The following is a 21,676-nucleotide window of genomic DNA, read 5'->3' on the forward strand; positions in this document are numbered from 1 at the left end:
TGACTTATAACTTCCAACTTTTTTGAAGTTGGAAGTTTCTATTTCAGATTGATGTTAATTAATCTTCATAAACCACATATTTGGTTCTGATCTTTTCAAAGTTTTCAAGATCCTTTTTCCATGACGCTTTGATCTCCGGAATTGATTTTCCGGCAATGATCTGTTTTCTTAAATCATCAGTTCCGGATAAAGTATCAAACCACAGGTTTTTCAAAAAGAAATCCTGTTGCGGATTTTTGTAGTTTTTGTAGGCCTTGATGACCCACTCAAGGTTCAGTTCCCGTAGATCCTTTGGATAATCAGAAAGGTTTTCTCCGTAACATAATTTCCCATTCAGGAAAGGATCTTTGGCTCCATAACTTGGCTTGGGAGTAAACTGATAAGGCAAATTTCCGGTCCATGGGGAACCATATATCTGAAAAGGAAGATCTGTCCCTCTGCCCACAGAAACCTGAGTTCCCTCAAAAAAACATAAACTTGGGTACAGGTTGATCGCTTTATCATTAGGCAGATTAGGGGAAGGTTTATCCAATATCGGATAGCGCTGCTTTTTATGATAGTTCTTCATCGGAACCATCGTGTATTTGGCCTGTACACCATTTTTAAGCCACTTTTCACCGTTGACCATCTTTCCATATTCTCCTATTGTAAGCCCATACACTACAGGTACTTCATGCATGCCTACAAAGCTTGCCCATTTTTTTCTCAATACCGGGCCGTCAGTATATCCGTCATGTGGATTAGGACGGTCCAGCACAAGAACTTCAACGTTATTTTCAGCACCAGCTTCCATCAGGTAAGTCAGTGTGGAAATATAGGTATAGAATCTTACTCCTACGTCCTGAATATCGAAAACAACGATATCAATTCCGGCCAGCTGTTCCGGTTTTGGCTTCTTATTGCTTGCATATAAAGAAACAATGGGAATTCCTGTTTTCACATCAACTCCGTTTTTTACTTTTGCTCCCGCATCAGCATCGCCTCTGAAACCATGTTCCGGTGCAAAAATAGCTTTGATCCTGATTCCGTTCTTCACTAAAAAGTCCACCAAATGGGTTCTGTCACTCATCAAACCGGTCTGATTGGTGACAACTCCTATCGTTTTATTTTTTAATACCGGAAGATAAACCTCGGGCTGGTCTGCCCCCGTTTTAAAATCCGGTTGGGTTTGAATCTGAGAATAATATTGGTTGAATACTCCTAAAAAAATTAGGCAAATCAGAAGTAAATTTTTAATTTTGAAATCTAAATTCATAAGCTTGAAATTTCCTTTATATTTCTCTAGAAAAATAGCATTTTCCAAAGATAACAAAAATAACCTTTCAAGGGTTATCATCTTCATTGGCAGGCTTTCCGTAGCATTGGGAATCATCGTATCCCTGATTACCGTCGCCACAGGATTCGGTTCAAAAAAAGCTATCAAAGAGAGGCTGGCAGATTTCAGCGGACATATCACCGTAAGATCTACACGCTCAAATTCTTCTTACAATACCTCAGTACTTGATAAGCAAGGGCTGAATATCACCAAAATAAAAGAACTCCCGGATGTGGCAAGCACTCAGAAATATGTGACTGTTACAGGGGTTATGCGAAACGAACATAACTTTGCAGGAATTATTTTTAAAGGAATCGGGAAAGATTTTGACAGCTTAAGATTCAAAAAATTTCTTCTTTCAGGAACCACTCCAAAGGTAACGGAAAAAGGATTTAATAGTGATGTGGCCATTTCTCAGAAAATAGCCAACGATCTGCATCTTAAAATCAACGACAGTATTGTCACCGTATTTTTAAAAGCCGATCAGAAACCGCTTTACCGTAAGTTCCGGATTATAGGAATCTACAAAACCGACATTAAACTGATTGATGATCAATTTGTTATCGGAGGAATCAATCACGCCAGAAAAATTCAGGATATGAAACCTGATGAGATTGGCGGAATTGATATTTTCCTTACCAACGTTAATGATATTGATAAAGATTTCCCTGAAATAGAAAAACTGATCGGTTACAAGAACTATGCTGAAAAAGCAACGGAAAAATTTCCCCAGATCACAGACTGGATCAGTATTTTTGACACCAATATTGCCCTGATCATTATCATTATGCTGATTGTAGTGGTAATTAATATTATCATGGTTCTTCTGATCCTGATTATTGAAAGAACAAACTCTATTGGGCTTCTTAAAACTTTGGGAGCAAGCAATTCACAGATAAGAGCAACCTTCATCAATTATACCCTGATCATTATGATCCCGGGACTTTTATATGGAAATGCCATAGGACTTGGTCTGATTTTAATTCAGAAATTCTTCGGGATAATAAAACTGAACCCCGAGAACTACTATGTAAGTACCGTTCCGGTAGATCTTAACCCAATTGCCATTGTTTCCATTTCTGTAGGAATTCTGATTATCTCCGGGCTTGCCTTAATTATTCCGAGTTATCTGATCAGTAAAATTTCTCCTGTGAAGGCCATCAAATATAACTAATCCTTAAAGATAGAAAAGCTGCTTTATAAGCAGCTTTTCATTTATTTTCAATACCATCCGGAGTACGGATAATTTTAAAAGCGTTATCTTTGCACCGCTTATAAAACATTTATGAAATACGCAAAAAATATTCTTGAAACTATAGGTAATACACCGCTGGTAAAACTTAACAACGTATTGGGTGAAGATTTTCCAGCTTTAGTTTTAGCAAAAGTAGAGACATTCAATCCGGGAAATTCCGTGAAGGACAGAATGGCTCTTAAAATGATAGAAGATGCTGAAAAAGACGGCAGATTGAAACCAGGCGGAACCATCATTGAAGGAACTTCCGGAAATACCGGAATGGGATTGGCATTGGCTGCCATCATCAAAGGTTACAAATGTATCTTTGTAACGAATTCCAAGCAGTCCAAAGAAAAATGTGATATTCTTCGTGCCGTAGGTGCAGAAGTTATTGTTTGTCCTACAGATGTAAAGCCTACTGATCCGCGTTCTTATTATTCAGTATCCAAAAGACTGGCTAAAGAAACGGAAAACGGATGGTATGTTAACCAATATGACAACCTTTCCAACAGAGCTGCCCATTACGAATCTACAGCTCCGGAAATCTGGGAACAGACAGAAGGAAAACTTACCCACTTTGTTGTAGGAGCAGGAACGGGAGGAACCATTACAGGTTGTGGAACGTTCTTCAAAGAGAAAAATAAGGATATCAAGGTAATTGGTGTAGATACTTACGGGTCTATCCTGAAAGAATTCCATGAGACCGGGGAACTTCACTATGACCATGCTTACACGTATATCACAGAAGGAATCGGGGAAGATATTATTCCTGAGAACTATGATATGTCTGTGATTGATCACTTTGAAAAAGTAACGGATAAGGATGGCGCCATCTATGCAAGAAAGCTGGCGAAAGAAGAAGGTATTTTCTGCGGATATTCTGCAGGAAGCGCAATTGCTTCATTAGTACAGATGAAAGATCAGTTCACGAAAGATGACATCATCGTTGTTTTACTTCATGACCATGGCTCAAGATATGTAGGAAAAATCTACAATGATGAGTGGATGAAGGAAATGGGCTGGCTGGAAGAAAGCAAAGAAAACTAAAAAGGGAAACTGCAGATTTGCAGTAACAGATAAAAAAAGGAGCAAAATTTTGCTCCTTTTTTATTATTTATATCCTGATATTTTCCTTACAGATTTTCTTAAGGAGATGATACTCTTTCTCACTCATTGATTTCCTGGGAAACATATAGCTGTATTTACCTTCTATGGAAATGAATTCATTATTGCTGTCGAAGTACCCAAAATCTTTCCATTCGCTGGTTTCTTTTTCACCATCAATATTGACTGTGAAAAAATTTTGGTCAAATCTGATTTCATATACTTTGCATTTTTCAAGCAGATTCAGGTAGCCGTTTACCTGTTTTTTCCATCTTGAAACCTTATTAACGCTTACTGAAAGAAAAACAGCACACAGCAGAAAGATAAAGCTCAGAAAATATAAGATTCCCTTGCTGTCTTTACTCAGACTGTCTTTAAAAAGAAATACAAGCGCTAGGATAAGAGCAGCGAGAATAGTTGTAACTGTTTTGCTTTTAGTCGTTGGTGAAAAAAGCAGGCTGCCCTGATTACCGCTAAAATAAATATCTTCAAAAATCTTTCTGTCCGGTTTCAATGTGATCACCCTTTCCTCACTCATAATGACTTGCTTTAAAAAGCTACAAAACTACATTAAATATCTTCATATTTGTCACTTATTGCAGAAAGTTTATTCATCAGTTCCCGGTTTCTTCTGTTTAAGGCATCCAGTTTTTTCAGCATATTATGAATCACTTCCAGACCGGGAAGATTGATTTCAAGATCATAGTGCCAGTTGGCAAACTTCTCCAGATCCGGCAGGTCTTCATACATCAGATAATGGACATTATCTTCAACCTGAATATTCAGCAGACCGTAATCTACAAGGTCATCAAAAAAAGTGATTTCTATATTATAAATCTTTACGAGTTCTTCCCGTGATATTCTTTCACTCATCGCTTAGGAATTTTTTAGTTGTTCAAAAAGTTCTTTCTGCTTTTCTGTAAGGTTGGTAGGCAGTTTCACTTCATAGGTTACAAAAAGATCTCCGTATTCGCCTTCTTTTTTGTAGACAGGGAATCCTTTTCCTTTCAGTCTTACGGTAAGCCCCGTCTGGGTTTCCGGTTTTACTTTAAGGTTTACACTTCCTTCCAAAGTATTCACTTTTACTTCACCTCCGAGAACGGCCGTGTAGAGATCGATCTTAATTTTAGTTTTAAGATCATCACCTACTCTTTCGAAATCCGGATCAACGGGGATATTGAAAGTAATATATAAATCTCCGGCCGGACCTCCGTTTACTCCCGGATTTCCATATCCTTTCAATTTGATCTGCTGTCCGTCATAGACGCCTGCGGGAATAGTAATTCTTACCTTTTTTCCATTGATCTCAAAGGTTTGCGGATGACTTTTTGCAGCATCTCTTAAGTTAAGATTCAGTTCTGCCTGTATATCCTGCCCTTTGAATTTTCCTGAAGCTCTTCCTCTTGAACTTCTGCCGAAGCCTCCTCCTGCGCCACCGAACATATCCTGGAAAAAGTCTGAGAAGTCTTCACCTTCTCCAAAATCAGCTCCGGAGAAACCTCCGCCTCCGTAACTATGCTGCTGTTGCTGATACTGGCGTTGCTGTTGCTGGGCTTTTTCGTATTCTTCACCATGTTTCCAGTGTTCTCCGTATTTATCATATTTTGCCCGGTTTTCCGGATTGCTCAGGACTTCATTGGCTTCATTCAGCTCTTTGAATTTCTTTTCAGCTTCTTTATCATTGGGATTAAGGTCCGGATGATGTTTTCTGGCCAGTTTTCGATAAGCCTTTTTGATATCATCCTGTGTTGCATTCTTGTCTACACCTAAAATTTTATAGTAATCTATATAAGCCATAGAAACGATCTTTACCCAAATTTATGAAATTTAGGTCTGAAAATTGTATAACGAAATGTTAAAAATAAACCTATCTTTGATAAAAAAGCACCACATGAAAGAGGTCCTAAAGAACTATTCCGGAATTATATTTTTACTATTGGGAATCACTATTGGAAGCATTATAGGAATTGTAGCTCCGGGTTTTGTAGAATACATCAAGCCTTTAGGAGATATTTTCCTCAATCTTCTTTTTGTGAGTGTAGTGCCCCTTGTATTTTTTGCGGTGTCCAATTCTATTGCATCATTGGAACAGCAGTCTAAATTCGGAAGGATTATTCTTGTGATGGCCCTTACTTTTCTGTTCTTTATTTTGACAGCAGCTATTTTTACAATATGTGCCGTTTATCTTTTTCCGGTTTCGGGAGTTACCGGAAGTTCTCAGATTATGAATGAAGCGGCAGATAATGAGACCTGGGGAAACCGGATTGTAAGTTTCTTTACTGTGGGAGAATTCACAGAGCTTTTCTCAAGAAGAAATATGCTTGCATTGCTGGTATTTGCTTTCCTCACAGGATTTGCTGCCAGAAAAACAGGAGAACAGGGCAAACCGTTCAGGGTTTTTATTGCTTCAGGATATGAGGTGATGAAAGAACTTCTTTTGTTGGTTATGAAGCTTGCCCCGGTAGGACTGGGAGCTTACTTTGCCTATCAGGTAGCTACACTTGGACCACAGCTTTTTGGATTTTATGCTAAACCTTTAGGGCTATATTATATTGCAGGAATTGTTTATTTTCTTGTATTCTTTTCTATTTATGCATTTATGGCAAATGGGCAGAAAGGAGTGAAAAGTTTCTGGACCAATGCCATCTATCCCACCCTTACAGCGATCAGTACCTGCAGCAGTTTTGCCACAATGCCTGCCAACTTACAGGCGGCATCCAAAATCGGGATTCCCAATTCAATTGCCAATCTGGTGATTCCTATCGGTACGACACTGCATAAAAACGGATCTTCAATGTCATCCATTATCAAGATTTATGTAGCATTTCTGATCATAGGGAAAGATTTCTTTGATCCTGCGAATCTGCTTTTAGCATTGGGAATTACAGTATTCGTAAGTATTGTTGCGGGAGGTATCCCCAATGGCGGATATATTGGTGAAATGCTGATGATATCGGTTTACAAATTACCACAGGAGGCTATTCCGGCGGTAATGATCATCGGAACGCTGGTAGATCCTCTGGCAACTGTTCTGAATGCCGTAGGAGATATTGTCGCAGCCATGTTTGTTAACCGGTTTGTGAAAGTCTCCTCTTAATTTTTTTAAAAATTCATGAACTCATTTTTTAAAAGTATCGGTTTATATGACAGCCTTACTATTGAAATCAATATCCAAAAGGAAGAACTGATTCGTAGACTAGGAAAAGAGAGATCAGAAAAGGAAAATATGACTTTGAAAGAGAATTGACTCACATCACCCAGAAGTACACTCCTTCTTTGTCTGCTATTAAAGTATAAATTTTATTCACTACGCTTTACAGGTTCCAGATGCTCATATTCTTCGGGCGTGAAAAGTCTGTATTGTACTTTAAAGGTTTTTCCAAGAGGTGTTTCAAGAGAGAAACCGCCCGGACCGAATCCGTCAGTAACATCCAGGGTGAAGTGTGAGTATTTCCAGTATTCAAAAAGATCACGGTCTATCCAGAATTCATAGCCGTTGATTGTTCCGATCATTGCATCATTCATTCTTGGAAAGAAGCCGCCTTTTTCAAAACATTGGGGCTGTGTTCCTTCGCAGCAGCCTCCTGCCTGATAAAACATCAAAGGGCCATATTGCTCTTCGAGCTGCCTGATCACTTCAAGTGCTTTCTCTGTTGCTGAAAGTCTTGATATTCCTGTTTCCATTTTCTTATTTTTTCAATTCACTTAAAAAGGTGCGCGTGTAAAAAAGTCCGGCAAAATCTTTGCCGAACCTTTCAACTCTTATCATGTCTAATTTGAGTTGGTAATATCCACTATGATTATATTAATGTCACTAAGTCCGGGATAAGGATTCTGTTTATAAACTCTGAGGTTGGCTGATACTATGACCAAAGTAACTTCCAGACTTTTCTGCGTGAGGGATAGTAAGGGCGGCGAGGAACGAGCCGGTGCGGAATGCAATAGAGCACCGAAACGAAGTGCAGCCCTGAATAGCCCGACCGCTGCCCCGGAAAAAGCCAGGGCAACGGGCACGCTCTAAAATTAATATTAAAAGAAGCCTAATTTGTTTTTATTATAGGAGATCAGCATATTTTTGGTCTGACGGTAATGATCAAGCATCATTTTATGGTTTTCTCTTCCGATCCCCGACTGTTTGTATCCACCGAAAGGTGCTCCGGCCGGATAAGAATGGTATTGGTTGACCCAAACTCTTCCCGCCTCTATCTGACGTGGAATATTGTACAGCTGATGGGCATCTCTCGTCCATACTCCTGCTCCCAAGCCATACATCGTATCGTTGGCGATTTTCACTGCTTCCTCCTCATCTTTAAAGGTGGTAAATGCGAGTACAGGACCGAAAATTTCTTCCTGGAAAATTCTCATTCTGTTATTGCCTTTGAAAATAGTAGGCTGAATGTAAAATCCGTCTTCCAGATCTTCTCCCAAATGGTTGACATCACCACCTACCAGCACTTCAGCTCCTTCATCAATTCCCAGCTGGATATAGGAAAGAATTTTGTCCTTTTGAATTTTAGAGGCCTGAGCTCCCATCATTACAGTTTTATCCAAAGGATTTCCTACTTTGATGGCTTTTACTCTTTCGATTACTTTTTCAATAAAAGCATCGGCTATGCCTTCCTGAACCAGCAGCCTTGAAGGGCATGTACAAATCTCTCCCTGATTAAGAGCAAAAAGAACGGCTCCTTCAATGGCTTTATCTAAAAATTCATCGTCTGCATCCATCACTGAATTGAAGAAAACATTCGGCGATTTTCCTCCTAATTCCAATGTCACCGGAATAATATTTTCAGTGGCATACTGCATTACAAGTCGTCCTGTAGCTGTAGATCCGGTAAATGCAGCCTTAGCTACCTTAGGATTTGTTACTAATGCTCTTCCCAGCTCAGCACCGAAACCATTGACAATATTGATGACACCTGCAGGTAATAAATCCCCGATCAGCTCCATCAGAATCATAATGGAAACAGGGGTACTTTCTGCCGGCTTCAATACGACACAGTTTCCTGCTGCCAGTGCCGGAGCCAGTTTCCAGACCGCCATCAGGATCGGAAAATTCCACGGGATGATCTGGGCAATGACCCCAAGAGGTTCATGCACGATCAGTGATACGGTATCCTTGTCCAACTCGTTATGAGAACCTTCATCTGCACGGATTACCGAGGCAAAGTATCTGAAATGATCAATGGCCAACGGTAAATCGGCTGCCAATGTTTCTCTGACCGCTTTCCCATTGTCTATGGTTTCTACTGTCGCCAGATATTCAAGGTTCTGCTCTATTCTGTCTGCAATTTTATTCAGGATAATACTTCTCTCTGTGGATGAAGTATTTTTCCAGGTTTGAAAAGCTTTTGCTGCAGCGTCTACAGCCAGTTCCAAATCTTCTTTGGATGAATGGGCTACCTGGGTAAAATTCTTCCCGTCTACCGGAGAGACAACATCAAAATACTGTCCTTTAACAGGGGGTGTAAATTTTCCGTCAATATAATTATCATATCTGCTTTTGAACTCTGGTCTTTGTAAAAGAGTTGTTGATCTGGGTTCTGTAAGAGTGCTCATATCTGTATTATTTTAATTTTTTGAATAATGCCAATTTACAGGTCCGGAAAAAAAAAGCATAGCACAATCGTATAAAAAAAGTGCAGAATACTACAGAGTTGAATTTTATAATTTTATTAACAGCAACGTAGAGCCAAATTTTATATATTTGAGATACTTCCCTATCAAAAAAAGCCAGAAATGAACAACAATAGTAAGATTTTATTAAATACTCCCGAATTACGTAAGGAAAACCAACTATTGAGCCTTGTTGAAAACCAGACAAAATTCAATCTGAATAATTGTGAGTTCAGTATTTATGAAACGCATAAGGCTGCTTTTGGGGTAAAACTTCATTTTGAAAATATAGCATTCACAGCAATGCTGCGGGGCAAAAAACATATGAAACTGGATAATAAAACCGGTTATTTTGATTATTTTCCGGGAGAAAGTATTCTGGTGGCTCCGGGGGAAACAATGGTGATCGATTTTCCGGAAGCAGACAATACGCCTACACAATGTATTTCTTTGAGCCTTAATCCTGATTTTATAGAGAATTCTCTCAATTATTTAAATTATAATCTTCCTAAAGTGGATGAGTCTTCCCAATGGAATATCCAGCTGGATGAATATTTTCTTTTTAATAATCAGGCATTGGCTTCTGCTACCAATAATATCATGAGAATTGCTATGGATGATAATTCCCAGAAGGACATCATGGCTGATTTTGCCCTGAAAGAACTTCTGATCAGACTGATGCAGACCCAGGCCAGAAGTATGGTTGAAAAGAATATTGTAAAAAATAGATCAAGAATAGGGTTTGTGGTAGATTATATCAAAAGAAACCTGCACCAGAAGCTTTCCATAGACAGTATTGCAAAACTCGCGTATGTGAGTAAATCTAATTTCTTTAAAATGTTTAAAGATGAGTTCGGGACTTCTCCCAACGACTTTATTCTGCAGGAAAGAATCAATAAGGCTAAAGAACTGCTGGCCAGCCAGAACAGCATTAAAGAAACGGCTTATCAGACCGGATTTTCAGATACCAACTATTTTACACGGGTATTCAAACAGCTTGTAGGGGTTACCCCGAAAAGTTATCAGAACAGACAGCAGATTCCGGATAGCTGTTTATAAAATTTCCGATGGTCTGCCGACTGATATAAAAAATCCCCTGAAGTAAAACTCCAGGGGCATTTTTATTTAAACTTCGATTAATAGTAACCGTCGTTTTGTTTGATATTCGGGTTAGCCGACATTTCCTTAATTGGAATAGGTAACGTATATCTGTAGTCACCATTCTCAAGGTTTTCAACTGCAATGACATCATCCGTAGCGTTTCTGTCCATGGATACGTTTGCTGCTACTGCAAGTCTCTTCAAGTCAAGGTAACGGTGTCCTTCAAGTGCTAATTCCACTCTACGCTCTTTTAAGATATCTGCATAAGCCACCTGAGTATTGGTATAAGCAGGAGTTACCGCCGCATTCTGGTAATTTCTTGCTTCTCTTACTTTCTGGATCAGGTCATGAGCTGCTGAAAGGTTTCCTGCAGCTACCTCAGCTTCAGCTGCAATGAAATACATTTCTGATAATCTGAATACTTTCACATCATTTCTGGTAGCGATCGCTGTTTTACCAGGATATTTATCTATTACCAAACCATCATTTCTTGTATTTCCGGCTGTTGCAGTGGCATAATTAGCATTTGCCTTTGAGCTGGGATCTACATATGCATATTTTCTGATATCCCCAGGAATACTCTGAAACATGTTATATAAGTTTCTTCCCCAGAACCACATTGGTGAACCATTCAGCTGAGACTGGTTGGTATTCCATTTTGAACCGATACTTCCTCCTGCTCCTAATGGAAGTCTGTTTAGAGAGAAAACAATCTCACCTCTTGAAGAATCATTCCACAGGTTTCTGTAAGGGTTGAAAGAAGTTGCAACATTGTAAAATTCTTTAGCCCAAGTAGTTGTAGCAGAACTAACATCAATAACAGGAGCTGTTGTTGTTACAGCAGGATCAGCTACAGTCAGTTTCAGTTTCGTATCTGTGATTACTTCATTTGCATATTGTTTTGCCAAAGGCATATTTCCTCTATACAAATTAAAACGGGCCGTCACAGCATTTACAAATCCTTTATCTACGAAATATCTTGCTCCCTGGTCTGATGCAGCAGAATATTTTAATATTCCTCTTGCATAATCCAGATCAGCATTAATGAAATCATATACATCCTGATTTTTTGCTCTTGGCAACTGTGCATCTGTAGAAGGAACATCTTTCAAAAGGATAACACCTAATTCATTAGCGTTTTTCATATCCTTAGAGAAATATGCTTCTAACTGTACATAGCAATATGCTCTGATAGCTCTTGCCTGTGCAAGGATCGCATTATATTCATCCTTTTCTTTATCTGTAGAAGGGGTAATTCTCTTTGCTCCTTCCAATAATCTGTTGACTCTGTTAATAACTCTGTAGTTATTTAACCAGATACCGTCACTTCCAACAGTACCTACAGTACCTCCTGTTACAACAGGGCTGGCAGCATCAAGGAAGAATCTGTGCAAAGAATATTCCTGACCTCCACTGGCGGAACCAGGCTTTACTTCGTCTGTAAATACGGCTGTAAAATAGATCTCATCCATCGGATCCAGCTGAGCATATACAGAACCATTCAAAACTTCTTTCAGGTTGGCTACATTCGTATAAAGATCTTTCTCCTGCAATTCCCCAGCCTGTGTGATATCTAGTGCATCCTGGCAGCTGTTCAAAGTAAATGCTGCAGATGATAAAGTTGCTACAATTAATACTGTATTTATTATTCTTTTCATAATTCTTCTCTATTAAAAATCAACATTTAAACCTACCGATACGGTCTTTGGGTTCGGATAGACATTTAGTGAATACGAAGTAATAGGCTCCGGGTCAAATCCTTTCCACTTTGTCCATGTATAAAGGTTTTCTGCCTGAACAAATACTTTAATACCTCTTACCGGCAGTTTACCTAACTGCTCTTTGGTAAAGTTATATCCTACAGAGATATTCTTAAGTCTTACAAAGTCTGATCTGCGTAAGAATCTGTCAGAAGAACCTAAGCTCAGGTTTTTTGCACCTAGTGAAGGTACGTCCGTATTTCTGTTATCAGGAGTCCATGCATTTAACAGGTCTGCAGAAAGGTTTCTGTTGACTACTGCATTCGGATCCATTAACCAGGAGTTTAAGTTATCATAAATCCAACCTCCCTGTTGGAAAGAGAATAATGTGTCGAAGAACCAACCTTTGTGCTGGAAGTTGAATCCAAATCCTCCTGTAAATTTAGCATAACGGGATTTTCCGGTCAATCTTCTGTCAGCAGACGTAGGAGCTTCAGTTATGTTTCCGTTTCTGTCAAGAAACTGTAAGTTTCCATTATCAGGATTTACTCCGATATATGGATATAGCTGATACTGACCAGCAGGTCCTCCTATCGCATGTACAACATCACCGGCAAGGTTTTCACTGCCCATTGATACAATTTTGTTGGAGTTATAAGCTGCATTGGCAAAGATGGATAATTTGGTATCTGCAGTTTTAATCGCATTATATCTGATCAAACCTTCAACCCCTTTGTTATCAAGTACCCCATCATTTCCTCTGATAGAATAGTATCCTGTAACTGAAGATTTCTGAAGATCGTTGAACATTCTTGTTGTTCTCTTCTGATAATAATCAACGCTACCTTCGATCAGACCTTTATAATTAAAGTCTAAACCGATGTTAGTCTGTTTTACCTGCTCCCACTTCAAATAAGGGTTTGAAAGGTTGGTAAAGTTGTACCCTAACAAGTTCTGATATCCTGAAATACCGGAATAAAGGTCAAGGAAGTTATTGGGAAGTAATGCTAATGGGTTTTGATTATCAGCTGCGATTCCTAAGTTCTGGTTACCTGTAGTACCAATGGAAGCTCTTAGCTTTAATAATCTGAATCCTGAATCAGCCATGAAGTTTTCTTTGTCGATATTCCATCTCCCTGCTACTGACCAGAAAGTCTCCCATCTGTTCGTAGGAAGGAAACGATAAGAACCATCTCTTCTTACAACCCCACTTACTCCATATTTGTCTTTGTAATCATAATCTAATGTTCCGAAGTAAGCCAATGTACCTGCGGTAACTTTAGAAGCACTTACTGAAGGTCTGTAATAGTTGGGAGTATCCGGGTTAAAAGGGATATAACCTGTTCCTGCACCAAACTGCCACTGTAGTGGGTTCAGACCGTTTTGTCTCTGGAAAGTTGAGCTTACGTGAGCTTTGATATAGTCCATGTATGCACCTGCACTAATCGTGTGGTCTCCAAAAGACTTATTGAACGTAATGTTCGTAATACTGTTGAATGTTAAATCATTCGTTGTTGTGAAATCTTCATTTCCTCCGTAAGTAGATCCGTCACTGTTGGCAACACTGATAGAAAGGTAACCTAGTGGTGATCTTGCGAAAGTTCTCTGATATTCTTTATATTCAATACCTGTTCTGTTTCCGATGCTCAGGTAATCTGTAATCTTATAGTTTACATTGGCATTGGCAGAAATACTTAATTCTGTGAATCTGTTCTGGATTCCTCCATTCACGTTATCCTGAAGGATCCACTGTCTGTTGTTGGTCGCATCATTTCCAATCGCATTGAAGAGCTCTTTTCCGTTGGCATAAGGAGATGGGCCGATGTACGGTCTTGAAAGGATTCCTCCGAATAATGGGTTCTGAAGGGTGTTGTTAGCAATACCTGTATTGGTTTCATCATCCAACTGATTTCTTTTGGAATATCCTAAACCGATAATAGAACCGAAAGTTAATTTTCCGTTTTTAGACTTACCATTAAGGTTGTTTCTTAATGTAAATCTTTTGAAGTCTGTAGATTTTACAGTTCCTTCACTGTCTACGTATCCTAAAGACAGGAAGTTGTTGATATTTTCTCCACCTCCTGTGATGGCAAGGTTATGCTGCTGAGAAATACCTACACGGGTAAATACTTTGTTCCAGTCAGTATCTGTTGCCCAGGTATCGATCTCCTGTTGTGTTAAAGTATTCCCTTTTCCTGCCTGCAAAATCTTCTGAAGCTGCAGTAGCTCACGGGCATTTGATGCATTGTATTTATTTCCAGGGATCTTGCTGAAAGAAGTTAAGGCATCATAAGAAACCTTCAGTCCGGAATTGAATTTCCCTCCTTTTGTTGTAATGACAACAACTCCGTTTGCAGCTCTGTTACCATAGATTGCTGTTGCCTGGGCATCTTTCAGGATACTGAATGTATCAATATCATAAGAGTTCAGGTTTCTGAACTGAGATCCTGAAGTAATTACCCCGTCTATAACGTATAAAGGATCTGTAGAACCGTTAAGGGAACTTGTTCCTCTGATCAGGATATTGAATTTTCCTGAACCCGGAGAACCCGAAGCAGAGTTTACCACAATACCGGGAGCTGTACCCTGAATTGAGTTTAGCACCGAAATATTCGGTCTGTTTTCTAAAGTTTCAGCACCTACTGTTACTGAAGACGTTGTCGTTTTAGCTTTTGTAGCAGTCTTGCTATATCCCAGAACAACTACCTCCTCAATCTTAGTTTCTTTGTCCTTCCCGTTCTTAGATTCTTTTTCTTGAGCAAATACAGCCTGTCCTGTAAAAAACAGGACTCCAACTGTCAAAACACGCAGTTTCACATTCATATTAACAAATTTTAATATATTGAAGTGACAAATATGTTAATAAATATCAACAACATCAATTCGTTAAAGGCTGAAAACGGTCTGTCAGAACAGGAATATCCGCATTAATCTCTGATAAACGATAAAGAAATATTTTAATTGCTTTTAAAATTTTAATAAAACCCAAAGCATTTTTAATATTAAGAGAATTTTAACAAAAATTGAAATTAAAATTAAAATTCATCATTTACTCAACTCAAGTTAAAAAAATAAACATTAAATAGAATTTAACACGAAAAATATAAAACACAACAATGCCTGATTTTACACAAAATGACGTAGAATAAAGGGTATTTTTTCTTAATTTTAACTAAAAATAACCTGATAAAAAACAGGAAGAGCTTCTAAAAAGACAGTCTCATCAAAAATAATATTAAAAGCCAATTAATATATGATGTCTAAAAAACAATATTAATCAACATATTTTTAATTTTTTTTGGGGGGATTTATTTTTGACATGTAAATTATATTTAAAACAAATATTTTACATTTCTTTCAGCTTTAAAATTTAATTAGCATACTCATAAACTCTATATTGCCAACTGCAATACATAACATCATAAAACAAATCGAAATCAAAAAAAACGAAAAGGCTGTCTTATTGAGTAAAAGACAACCTTTTCTAAAAAATATATTAAAAATTGCTTATTTTATTACTCTCTTTTAATAACCAGGATACTGAGATAACAATGCATTTGTATTCAATTCAGCCTGTGGTAATGGAAAAGCTTTAAATTGAACTTTAGATGTAGTAAGCTCTACCTGAGTCTGAGGATTCTTAAAGTCTAAGCCATTTCTTTTCAAATCGCTGTATCTAAATCCTTCCAAAAACATCTCAATATCTTTTTGCATTAAAATTTCTTTTAATAAATCTGTACCTACTCCTGAGTAAGTATAATCAGCATCCCTATTTCCTTTCACCCAATTATTCAGCTTTAATAAAGCTTCAGCAGGATTTATATAATATAAAGCTTCCAGCTGGTTAAAGATCGCTTCTGTTTTTCTCATTACAACAATATCCCTATCTGCTACTGTATATTTCATTACATCAATCGGCTTAGGATTATCACTTAAAGTCAGTACATATCCTGTATTTCTGTACCATGTGCCTCTTCTAACATCATTTGCTCCCATTTTATTAAAGAATGCCTGAGTAGCAAAGTTCTGTTTGTACCTTCCAGTAGATGACCATGTAGCCGTAATCCCATCATTAGCTCCAGGTAAATCAAGTGAATTGTAATCTATCTGAAAAATAATTTCCGGATTACTTTCTCCTGTCACAGAAAAGAAATCCGCAACACCTGAAGAAGGCAACAAAGTATAAGCTGAATTATCAAGAACTTTCTGTGCATAAGTATTAGCCTGCGCATAATCTTTAATCGCAAGATAATATCTTGAGAATAACATATCTATTGCAGCGGCATTAAATTTTTTATTTCCATTTGCAGTACCAATTCTAGCGCTTGCATTTGTTAAATCAGCAAATATCTGATCATATACCTGTTTTACACTGGATCTTGGAAGATTGGTTCCCGGTTTGAATACTAAAGGCAAAGGGACTCCAACATCAGGGTTTGAACCATTAAAGTTATCACTGAATAACGTTACCAATGTAAAATAAGCCATTGCCCTCACCGCATACGCCTGACCAAACTGATTCGCAGGATTTCCTGGTGTATTTGAATCATCAGGAATTTTCCCTTCATAACTGAGTATAAAATTAGCATTAGCAATAATTTTATATAAGGTTGACCATACAGTTGCTAAATCTCCACTGTTTTGAGTATAGAAAATTAGGTTAGGATCTCTTGTTGCTGAAAATCTATTTGAATTCACTATAGCAACAAAACTGTTATCACCTAATAATTCCTGTAAAGTTGGAATCAGTGCTCCATAAGAGTTAAGTACCCCATCATTGCTTGTCTGATATAAATTATACAATCCATTCACGGCAGTATTCAACACTTTCTCATTAGTAATAGCCTGATCTAAAGGTAATGTGATTGGTGGCAGCTCTTCTGAAAATTCGGTTTTACAAGAACTTACCACAGCTCCAGCTAATATTATTAATAAAATTTTTATTTTTCTCATTTTTTTAAACTTTAAATAATTAGAAATCAACCTGAATACCAAAAATAAACTGCCTCATATTAGGTTGCGTCATATCAAAAACACCTAGATTTGATACAGTATAATCATAGGCATTTGAATTAGCTTCAGGATCAAAACGTAATTTTTTATCAAATGCATAGGTATACAAATTCACCCCTCTTGCATAAGCATAAATTCCTTTAATACTAGGAATATTAAGCATCGAACCTTTAAAGGTATATCCCAGTTCAACATTTCTTAATCTAATATTATCTCCTTTGTATAAATATCTGCTTGAATTCGCATTAGAAGACCTATTCCCATTATACATTTGTTTTGGTCTTGAAGCATTAGGATTGGAAGGACTCCAGGAATCATATAAAGACTCCCATGTTGTATTCACAGTTGGGTATGCACCATCCGATTCGTATACAAATCCCCATCTGTCCCATACAGAATAATCCCCCTGATAAGTTAGCATAAATGACAATCTCGCTCCTTTATAGGTAAATTCATTGATTAAACTGGCAACATGTGTAGGTAAAGCTTTCTGTCCTGTAAACGATAGTTGTGCCTTATTCACATCATTAGTAGTAGCTGTTCTTGATGCATCCGTATACCAAAGCGGATCTCCATTTGATGGATCTACCCCAGCCCATAATCTTGTATAATATTCAGTTGGGTTATGTCCGGGGAAAAATGCTTTCAATCCGGAAACAATAGTTGGTGTAGGGTCTCCTTTTATATAAGTAACCTTGGAATCATTATAAGAATAATTGGCTTTAATATCCCAACTAAATGATTCTGTGCTTTTCCTATACCCTAATAAAGTTTCAAAGCCATTAGATTTAACTTCTGCCTGGTTTCTGAGAACTGAGCCAAATCCCGTAGAAGGAGAAATTGGTACGTCATATACCTGATCAGGGTTAATATTGGAATATACATCAAAAGTACCATAAATACTCCCTGTTGCTCCTAACGAGAAGTCTAACCCAATATTTCTTTTCTTTGATTTTTCCCAAACCAATCCATCCGGCGCTCCAGGTGTCAGGATATATCCGGCGTTGGTCTGAAGATAATTTCCTGCTAAGGTATACTGCGGATATTTAGCATATGGACCTGCCGCCTGATTACCATTTTCTCCATAACTTGCTCTAAACTTTAACGAATTAACATAAGCCGGTAAGAAATTCATCTTTCCTAAATCCAAACTTACACCAATACCAAAAAAGTTTCCAGCTTTTGTATACCCTGAATAATTATCCCTTCTCGCAGATCCTGTAATGGTAGCAAATTTATTATAGGTATATGAAGCTCTTGCAATATAGCCTACAAGCGTCCACGCATCAGTCCTTCCTGACGCTCCGGTAGCATTGGCCGCTGCATCAGCATACCTAATTTTTGTACCAGCCGGGAATCCCCTTTTTGTAAGCGTATTATATTCCAGCGTTCTTCTGGTTGATTCCATTCCCACTGATGCAGAGACATTATGAACTTCAGCAAATGTTTTGTTAAAGTTTAAAAAGTTATACCAGTTCCATGTAAAAAAATTCCTTATACTCTTAAAGTAGTATCCGTTACCATTTGCATTGGATGGTTCATATCCGTCTCCAAAATCAGGGTTCCAATAAATAAATTCATTACCTGAAGTATTATCAATACCGAAGTTGGAATTAAAAGTCAGATAAGGCAAAATTTTATAGTCAACGTTTAATGAAGTAAGCACTTTATCAAAAGTTCCTTTTGTCAAGTTTGTTCCTGTTAATGCAAGTGGATTAAATTGAGGATTCAGATATACCAGGTTCAGATTATAACTCCCATTACTCAAATAAGGATTCTGAGTAGGCGAGAGAAGAGTTCCTGAGAAAACAGGATTTGCATAAGACGAAGCATCTGATGGCCCTGCCTGCACTGTTCTTGACAGATTAGTTGAAAAAGTAATATTTAATCTCTCAGTTGCTTTCCAATTTGCTTTCACTGTTCCCGTATATCGATCAAAAACGGCATCACGTGACAATCCGTCCTGTTTCAAATATCCTAATGACGCATATAAAGTAAAATCTTTAAAGCCTCCTGAATAACTTAAGTTATACCTATTTGTAATTGGAGAATTTCTTCTGGTTAATTTTTTCCAGTTGGTATTCGTTTCACCATCCCATTTCAAGATCTCAGTTCGGCCATAGTCCGTAGCCTCCTGAAGATCTGTAAAACCATTTACAGGATCCGAATTAGGGTATCTATTATAAAGAGCTTGTCCTAAATAAGTCACATGCTCCTGAGCATTTAACATATTTAATTTATCAAAAGCTACATTGGAGGTACCTATTTCACTGACAAACTGTAAGCTGGATTTACCTTTCTTACCTGATTTTGTAGTAATTATAATTACTCCGTTTGCTCCTCTGGATCCATAAATCGCTGTTGCAACACCATCTTTTAGCACCTGAACATCTTCAATGTCTGCAGGATTGATTAATGATAATGCATTTTGAGTTGTCAAAGCTCCTGAAATATCACCAGACTGAACCGGCACTCCATCAACAATATATAACGGATCGTTACCGGATGTTAATGAAGAAATACCCCGAATCAAGGTTATTGTTGAAGATCCCGGCTGCCCGGAGCTGGCACTTGACATTAAACCAGCAACAGTTCCCTGTAATATATTATCAATGGAAACAGCAGAAGGTTTTTCAAGAATGTTCCCTGATACTTTTACAAGAGATCCAGCAGATTGTTCAGGTGTTATTTTGATCCCATAAGAGCCGGTGATAACAACTTCATCAATCTTATTCTCTTTAGGAATGGTATCTTTGTCATTTTTTTGCGCAAAAGCAACCTGCCCTAAAAAAAACAGTGTTCCAACGGTTAATACACGTAATTTCACATTCATTATTTAACATATTTTAGTATTCATTTACAAATATGTTAATAAGGAATAAATATTCAAAAAACAAAATTACACTAAAAAATAAACAAAAAATTATATTTTACACGCATTAACAATATTAATCAAATAAAAAAAATCAATAATTTCAAACAAATGAAAATAATAACATGCGATTTAATTTTAGTAAAAATTTAACAATAATCAAATTTTTACTAAGTATTCGTTAAAAATAAAATTTTAACAAAAATATTAACCAAAAAAAAAATTATATATGAATGAAATTAAATTTCACGAATAAATGATTTATATGGAAATATCAAAATACATTATAAAATAACAAATTAAAGCACCTTAATACAAAAAAACAAAGCATTCCAAAAATGGAATGCTTTTTATAATGCCAATAAAATATGTTATTTCTGATATCCGTAATATCTGGCACCTGTTAGAACAGGATTGTCAGTTTCAATAGAAACAAGCCCGAAACCTTTATAATTATTGTTTACAGACTTTTTAAATTGCTTTCTGTGCAATTGCTCATAAGTTTCAAAATCAACAGCGGTGCGATCATTTAAATTTTCAAATAGATTCCACTTTGATGCCACGTTTTTCCAATTGTCAGAAACCTTTCCGGCAAAAACTTTTGATTTTGAACCGCTTCCGTATCCCACAAAACCTATTTCTTTTCCGGACAGTTCCTCATTTTCGTTAAAAGAAGTCTGAAGAGCGGATAAAAGTGCCATAAAGATAGAAGCAGTATACATATTCCCTATTTCAGAAGAGGCCCGCTGGGTTTTTTCTATCTTATCATTGATGAGCTGCAGATAATTTTCAGATTTTGCAACAGCTTTTTGCTCATCAGGCGTCCCGTAAGGAAGTCCGTTCTCAAGGCTGTAGATCTCTGTAAATACTCTTTTCCCGTGAAAGGCATACGGAAGGTGGAAAATAATATATTTCCAGCTCTCATAAGGCTTTTCCTGTTTTATAATCTCTTTATAATGCTGATAAGCTTCCCTGATCCTGTCCTGATAACATTGATTGGAATACTGACCGTCAAATACCGGTTCATCGGTAAAGATCTCAATCTTCTCAGGATAAGTCTCCGGTGCATTCTTCAAAGCTTCTTTATTGTATTGTCTTCTGGGTTTAAAAAAGTCAAAAACGCTTTCCGAAGCCACTCCCCAGTTATTTTCAATTTCAAGAAGGTCGGGTTTTGAGGACACCAACAAAGCGACTGCTCCCCCACCCTGTGTATACTCTCCGGAAGAAGCTAATTCATATTTAGCATAATCACTGGCAATGACTACTGCTTTTTTATCCGGGTTTACCCTTACAAAATCCAATGCATTGTGCAAAGCATCCACACCTCCTACACAGGCAAAGGTCATATCGAGAACATCACAGTTCTTAAAATTTCTTTCGCCATATTCTTCTTCCAACACTTTTTCTACCATCTGCACAGCATAAGATGCAGTGGGTTTTGCTGCGTCCACAGCACTTTCCGTACCCAGATAAACCCTTGCTATTTCTTTAGGGCTGATGTTGTAATCTTTTATTAATCTTAACAATGCTTCCGCCGCAAAAGTAGCCGCATCTTCATGAACATCAGAAAGCCCCATTTTATGAAGTCCCAGCCCTTTCTCCAGTTTTGCCGGTTCTATGCCTCTTTTTTCCGCTAAATCTTTAATTTCCAAATACAAAGAAGGCACATAATAGCTTGCCGCCTCAATTCCAAAACTCATAATTTTCTAAATTTTAAA

16 protein-coding genes are annotated in these 21,676 nt (G+C 37.5%); 5 read left to right on the forward strand and 11 right to left on the reverse strand.

What is annotated here, in order from left to right:
- Positions 1 to 58 precede the first annotated feature (58 nt).
- Positions 59 to 1,255 (reverse strand): exo-beta-N-acetylmuramidase NamZ family protein, encoded by a 1,197-nt coding sequence (locus tag BBI00_RS10915; protein ID WP_065399708.1) that lies wholly within the window; start codon positions 1,253 to 1,255, stop codon positions 59 to 61.
- A gap of 4 nt (positions 1,256 to 1,259) precedes the next feature.
- Between BBI00_RS10915 and BBI00_RS10920 the strand changes: the two genes are divergently transcribed.
- On the forward strand, positions 1,260 to 2,489 hold the full coding sequence (locus BBI00_RS10920) for an ABC transporter permease (protein ID WP_065398797.1): 1,230 nt from the start codon (positions 1,260 to 1,262) through the stop codon (positions 2,487 to 2,489).
- 111 nt (positions 2,490 to 2,600) lie between these two features.
- Positions 2,601 to 3,599: a PLP-dependent cysteine synthase family protein gene (locus BBI00_RS10925; protein ID WP_065398798.1), complete on the forward strand. Its 999-nt coding sequence runs from the start codon at positions 2,601 to 2,603 to the stop codon at positions 3,597 to 3,599.
- Positions 3,600 to 3,666: 67 nt separating this feature from the next.
- On the opposite strand, the gene BBI00_RS10930 is transcribed toward BBI00_RS10925, so the two are convergent.
- The 3 genes from BBI00_RS10930 to BBI00_RS10940 are packed head-to-tail and all read right to left on the reverse strand — an operon-like array spanning position 3,667 to position 5,453.
- Entirely contained in the window at positions 3,667 to 4,194 is a 528-nt protein-coding gene (locus BBI00_RS10930) for a hypothetical protein (protein WP_065398799.1), read from the reverse strand.
- Between the two features lie 32 nt (positions 4,195 to 4,226).
- On the reverse strand, positions 4,227 to 4,529 hold the full coding sequence (locus BBI00_RS10935; RefSeq protein WP_065398800.1) for a chaperone modulator CbpM: 303 nt from the start codon (positions 4,527 to 4,529) through the stop codon (positions 4,227 to 4,229).
- Positions 4,530 to 4,532: 3 nt separating this feature from the next.
- Positions 4,533 to 5,453 (reverse strand): DnaJ C-terminal domain-containing protein, encoded by a 921-nt coding sequence (locus BBI00_RS10940; RefSeq protein WP_065398801.1) that lies wholly within the window; start codon positions 5,451 to 5,453, stop codon positions 4,533 to 4,535.
- Positions 5,454 to 5,547: 94 nt separating this feature from the next.
- Here BBI00_RS10940 and BBI00_RS10945 point away from each other — a divergent pair, with 94 nt between their 5' ends.
- Both BBI00_RS10945 and BBI00_RS23675 read left to right on the forward strand, forming a co-directional pair.
- Positions 5,548 to 6,753 (forward strand): dicarboxylate/amino acid:cation symporter, encoded by a 1,206-nt coding sequence (locus tag BBI00_RS10945; RefSeq protein ID WP_065398802.1) that lies wholly within the window; start codon positions 5,548 to 5,550, stop codon positions 6,751 to 6,753.
- Positions 6,754 to 6,768: 15 nt separating this feature from the next.
- The gene (locus tag BBI00_RS23675) at positions 6,769 to 6,903 is read left to right on the forward strand and encodes a hypothetical protein (RefSeq protein WP_262487254.1); all 135 of its coding nucleotides are present in this window, start codon (positions 6,769 to 6,771) and stop codon (positions 6,901 to 6,903) included.
- 53 nt (positions 6,904 to 6,956) lie between these two features.
- Here the strand turns inward: BBI00_RS23675 and BBI00_RS10950 are convergent, their stop codons facing one another.
- Positions 6,957 to 7,340: a DUF779 domain-containing protein gene (locus tag BBI00_RS10950; RefSeq protein ID WP_065398803.1), complete on the reverse strand. Its 384-nt coding sequence runs from the start codon at positions 7,338 to 7,340 to the stop codon at positions 6,957 to 6,959.
- A gap of 345 nt (positions 7,341 to 7,685) precedes the next feature.
- Positions 7,686 to 9,215, reverse strand: a complete 1,530-nt coding sequence (locus tag BBI00_RS10955; RefSeq protein WP_065398804.1) for an aldehyde dehydrogenase family protein — start codon at positions 9,213 to 9,215, stop codon at positions 7,686 to 7,688.
- Positions 9,216 to 9,395: 180 nt separating this feature from the next.
- On the opposite strand from BBI00_RS10955, the gene BBI00_RS10960 reads away from it, so the two are divergent.
- The gene (locus BBI00_RS10960; protein ID WP_065398805.1) at positions 9,396 to 10,331 is read left to right on the forward strand and encodes a helix-turn-helix domain-containing protein; all 936 of its coding nucleotides are present in this window, start codon (positions 9,396 to 9,398) and stop codon (positions 10,329 to 10,331) included.
- A 77-nt stretch (positions 10,332 to 10,408) separates the two neighbouring features.
- Here BBI00_RS10960 and BBI00_RS10965 read toward each other — a convergent pair whose 3' ends face one another.
- From BBI00_RS10965 to BBI00_RS10985, 5 genes are all read right to left on the reverse strand, one after another.
- Positions 10,409 to 12,031 carry a RagB/SusD family nutrient uptake outer membrane protein gene (locus tag BBI00_RS10965; RefSeq protein WP_065398806.1) on the reverse strand — a complete coding sequence of 541 codons (1,623 nt, stop codon included), beginning with the start codon at positions 12,029 to 12,031 and terminating at the stop codon, positions 10,409 to 10,411.
- A gap of 12 nt (positions 12,032 to 12,043) precedes the next feature.
- Positions 12,044 to 14,896 carry a SusC/RagA family TonB-linked outer membrane protein gene (locus tag BBI00_RS10970; RefSeq protein WP_065398807.1) on the reverse strand — a complete coding sequence of 951 codons (2,853 nt, stop codon included), beginning with the start codon at positions 14,894 to 14,896 and terminating at the stop codon, positions 12,044 to 12,046.
- Between the two features lie 702 nt (positions 14,897 to 15,598).
- Complete coding sequence (locus tag BBI00_RS10975) at positions 15,599 to 17,026, reverse strand: RagB/SusD family nutrient uptake outer membrane protein (RefSeq protein ID WP_123902262.1); 1,428 nt, start codon at positions 17,024 to 17,026, stop codon at positions 15,599 to 15,601.
- Between the two features lie 19 nt (positions 17,027 to 17,045).
- The gene (locus tag BBI00_RS10980; RefSeq protein WP_065398809.1) at positions 17,046 to 19,919 is read right to left on the reverse strand and encodes a SusC/RagA family TonB-linked outer membrane protein; all 2,874 of its coding nucleotides are present in this window, start codon (positions 19,917 to 19,919) and stop codon (positions 17,046 to 17,048) included.
- Between the two features lie 410 nt (positions 19,920 to 20,329).
- Entirely contained in the window at positions 20,330 to 21,658 is a 1,329-nt protein-coding gene (locus BBI00_RS10985; protein WP_065398810.1) for a hydroxymethylglutaryl-CoA synthase family protein, read from the reverse strand.
- Positions 21,659 to 21,676: the final 18 nt, after the last annotated feature.

Source organism: Chryseobacterium arthrosphaerae (assembly GCF_001684965.1).
GTDB lineage: Bacteria > Bacteroidota > Bacteroidia > Flavobacteriales > Weeksellaceae > Chryseobacterium > Chryseobacterium arthrosphaerae.

What these genes read in the sequence shown, in the direction of transcription:
- BBI00_RS10915 (WP_065399708.1), bottom strand. Translation starts at nt 1,255, where the DNA reads ATGAATTTAGATTTCAAAATTAAAAATTTACTTCTGATTTGCCTAATT.
- BBI00_RS10925 (WP_065398798.1), top strand. Translation starts at nt 2,601, where the DNA reads ATGAAATACGCAAAAAATATTCTTGAAACTATAGGTAATACACCGCTG.
- BBI00_RS10930 (WP_065398799.1), bottom strand. Translation starts at nt 4,194, where the DNA reads ATGAGTGAGGAAAGGGTGATCACATTGAAACCGGACAGAAAGATTTTT.
- BBI00_RS10935 (WP_065398800.1), bottom strand. Translation starts at nt 4,529, where the DNA reads ATGAGTGAAAGAATATCACGGGAAGAACTCGTAAAGATTTATAATATA.
- BBI00_RS10940 (WP_065398801.1), bottom strand. Translation starts at nt 5,453, where the DNA reads ATGGCTTATATAGATTACTATAAAATTTTAGGTGTAGACAAGAATGCA.
- BBI00_RS10945 (WP_065398802.1), top strand. Translation starts at nt 5,548, where the DNA reads ATGAAAGAGGTCCTAAAGAACTATTCCGGAATTATATTTTTACTATTG.
- BBI00_RS23675 (WP_262487254.1), top strand. Translation starts at nt 6,769, where the DNA reads ATGAACTCATTTTTTAAAAGTATCGGTTTATATGACAGCCTTACTATT.
- BBI00_RS10950 (WP_065398803.1), bottom strand. Translation starts at nt 7,340, where the DNA reads ATGGAAACAGGAATATCAAGACTTTCAGCAACAGAGAAAGCACTTGAA.
- BBI00_RS10955 (WP_065398804.1), bottom strand. Translation starts at nt 9,215, where the DNA reads ATGAGCACTCTTACAGAACCCAGATCAACAACTCTTTTACAAAGACCA.
- BBI00_RS10960 (WP_065398805.1), top strand. Translation starts at nt 9,396, where the DNA reads ATGAACAACAATAGTAAGATTTTATTAAATACTCCCGAATTACGTAAG.
- BBI00_RS10965 (WP_065398806.1), bottom strand. Translation starts at nt 12,031, where the DNA reads ATGAAAAGAATAATAAATACAGTATTAATTGTAGCAACTTTATCATCT.
- BBI00_RS10970 (WP_065398807.1), bottom strand. Translation starts at nt 14,896, where the DNA reads ATGAATGTGAAACTGCGTGTTTTGACAGTTGGAGTCCTGTTTTTTACA.
- BBI00_RS10975 (WP_123902262.1), bottom strand. Translation starts at nt 17,026, where the DNA reads ATGAGAAAAATAAAAATTTTATTAATAATATTAGCTGGAGCTGTGGTA.
- BBI00_RS10980 (WP_065398809.1), bottom strand. Translation starts at nt 19,919, where the DNA reads ATGAATGTGAAATTACGTGTATTAACCGTTGGAACACTGTTTTTTTTA.
- BBI00_RS10985 (WP_065398810.1), bottom strand. Translation starts at nt 21,658, where the DNA reads ATGAGTTTTGGAATTGAGGCGGCAAGCTATTATGTGCCTTCTTTGTAT.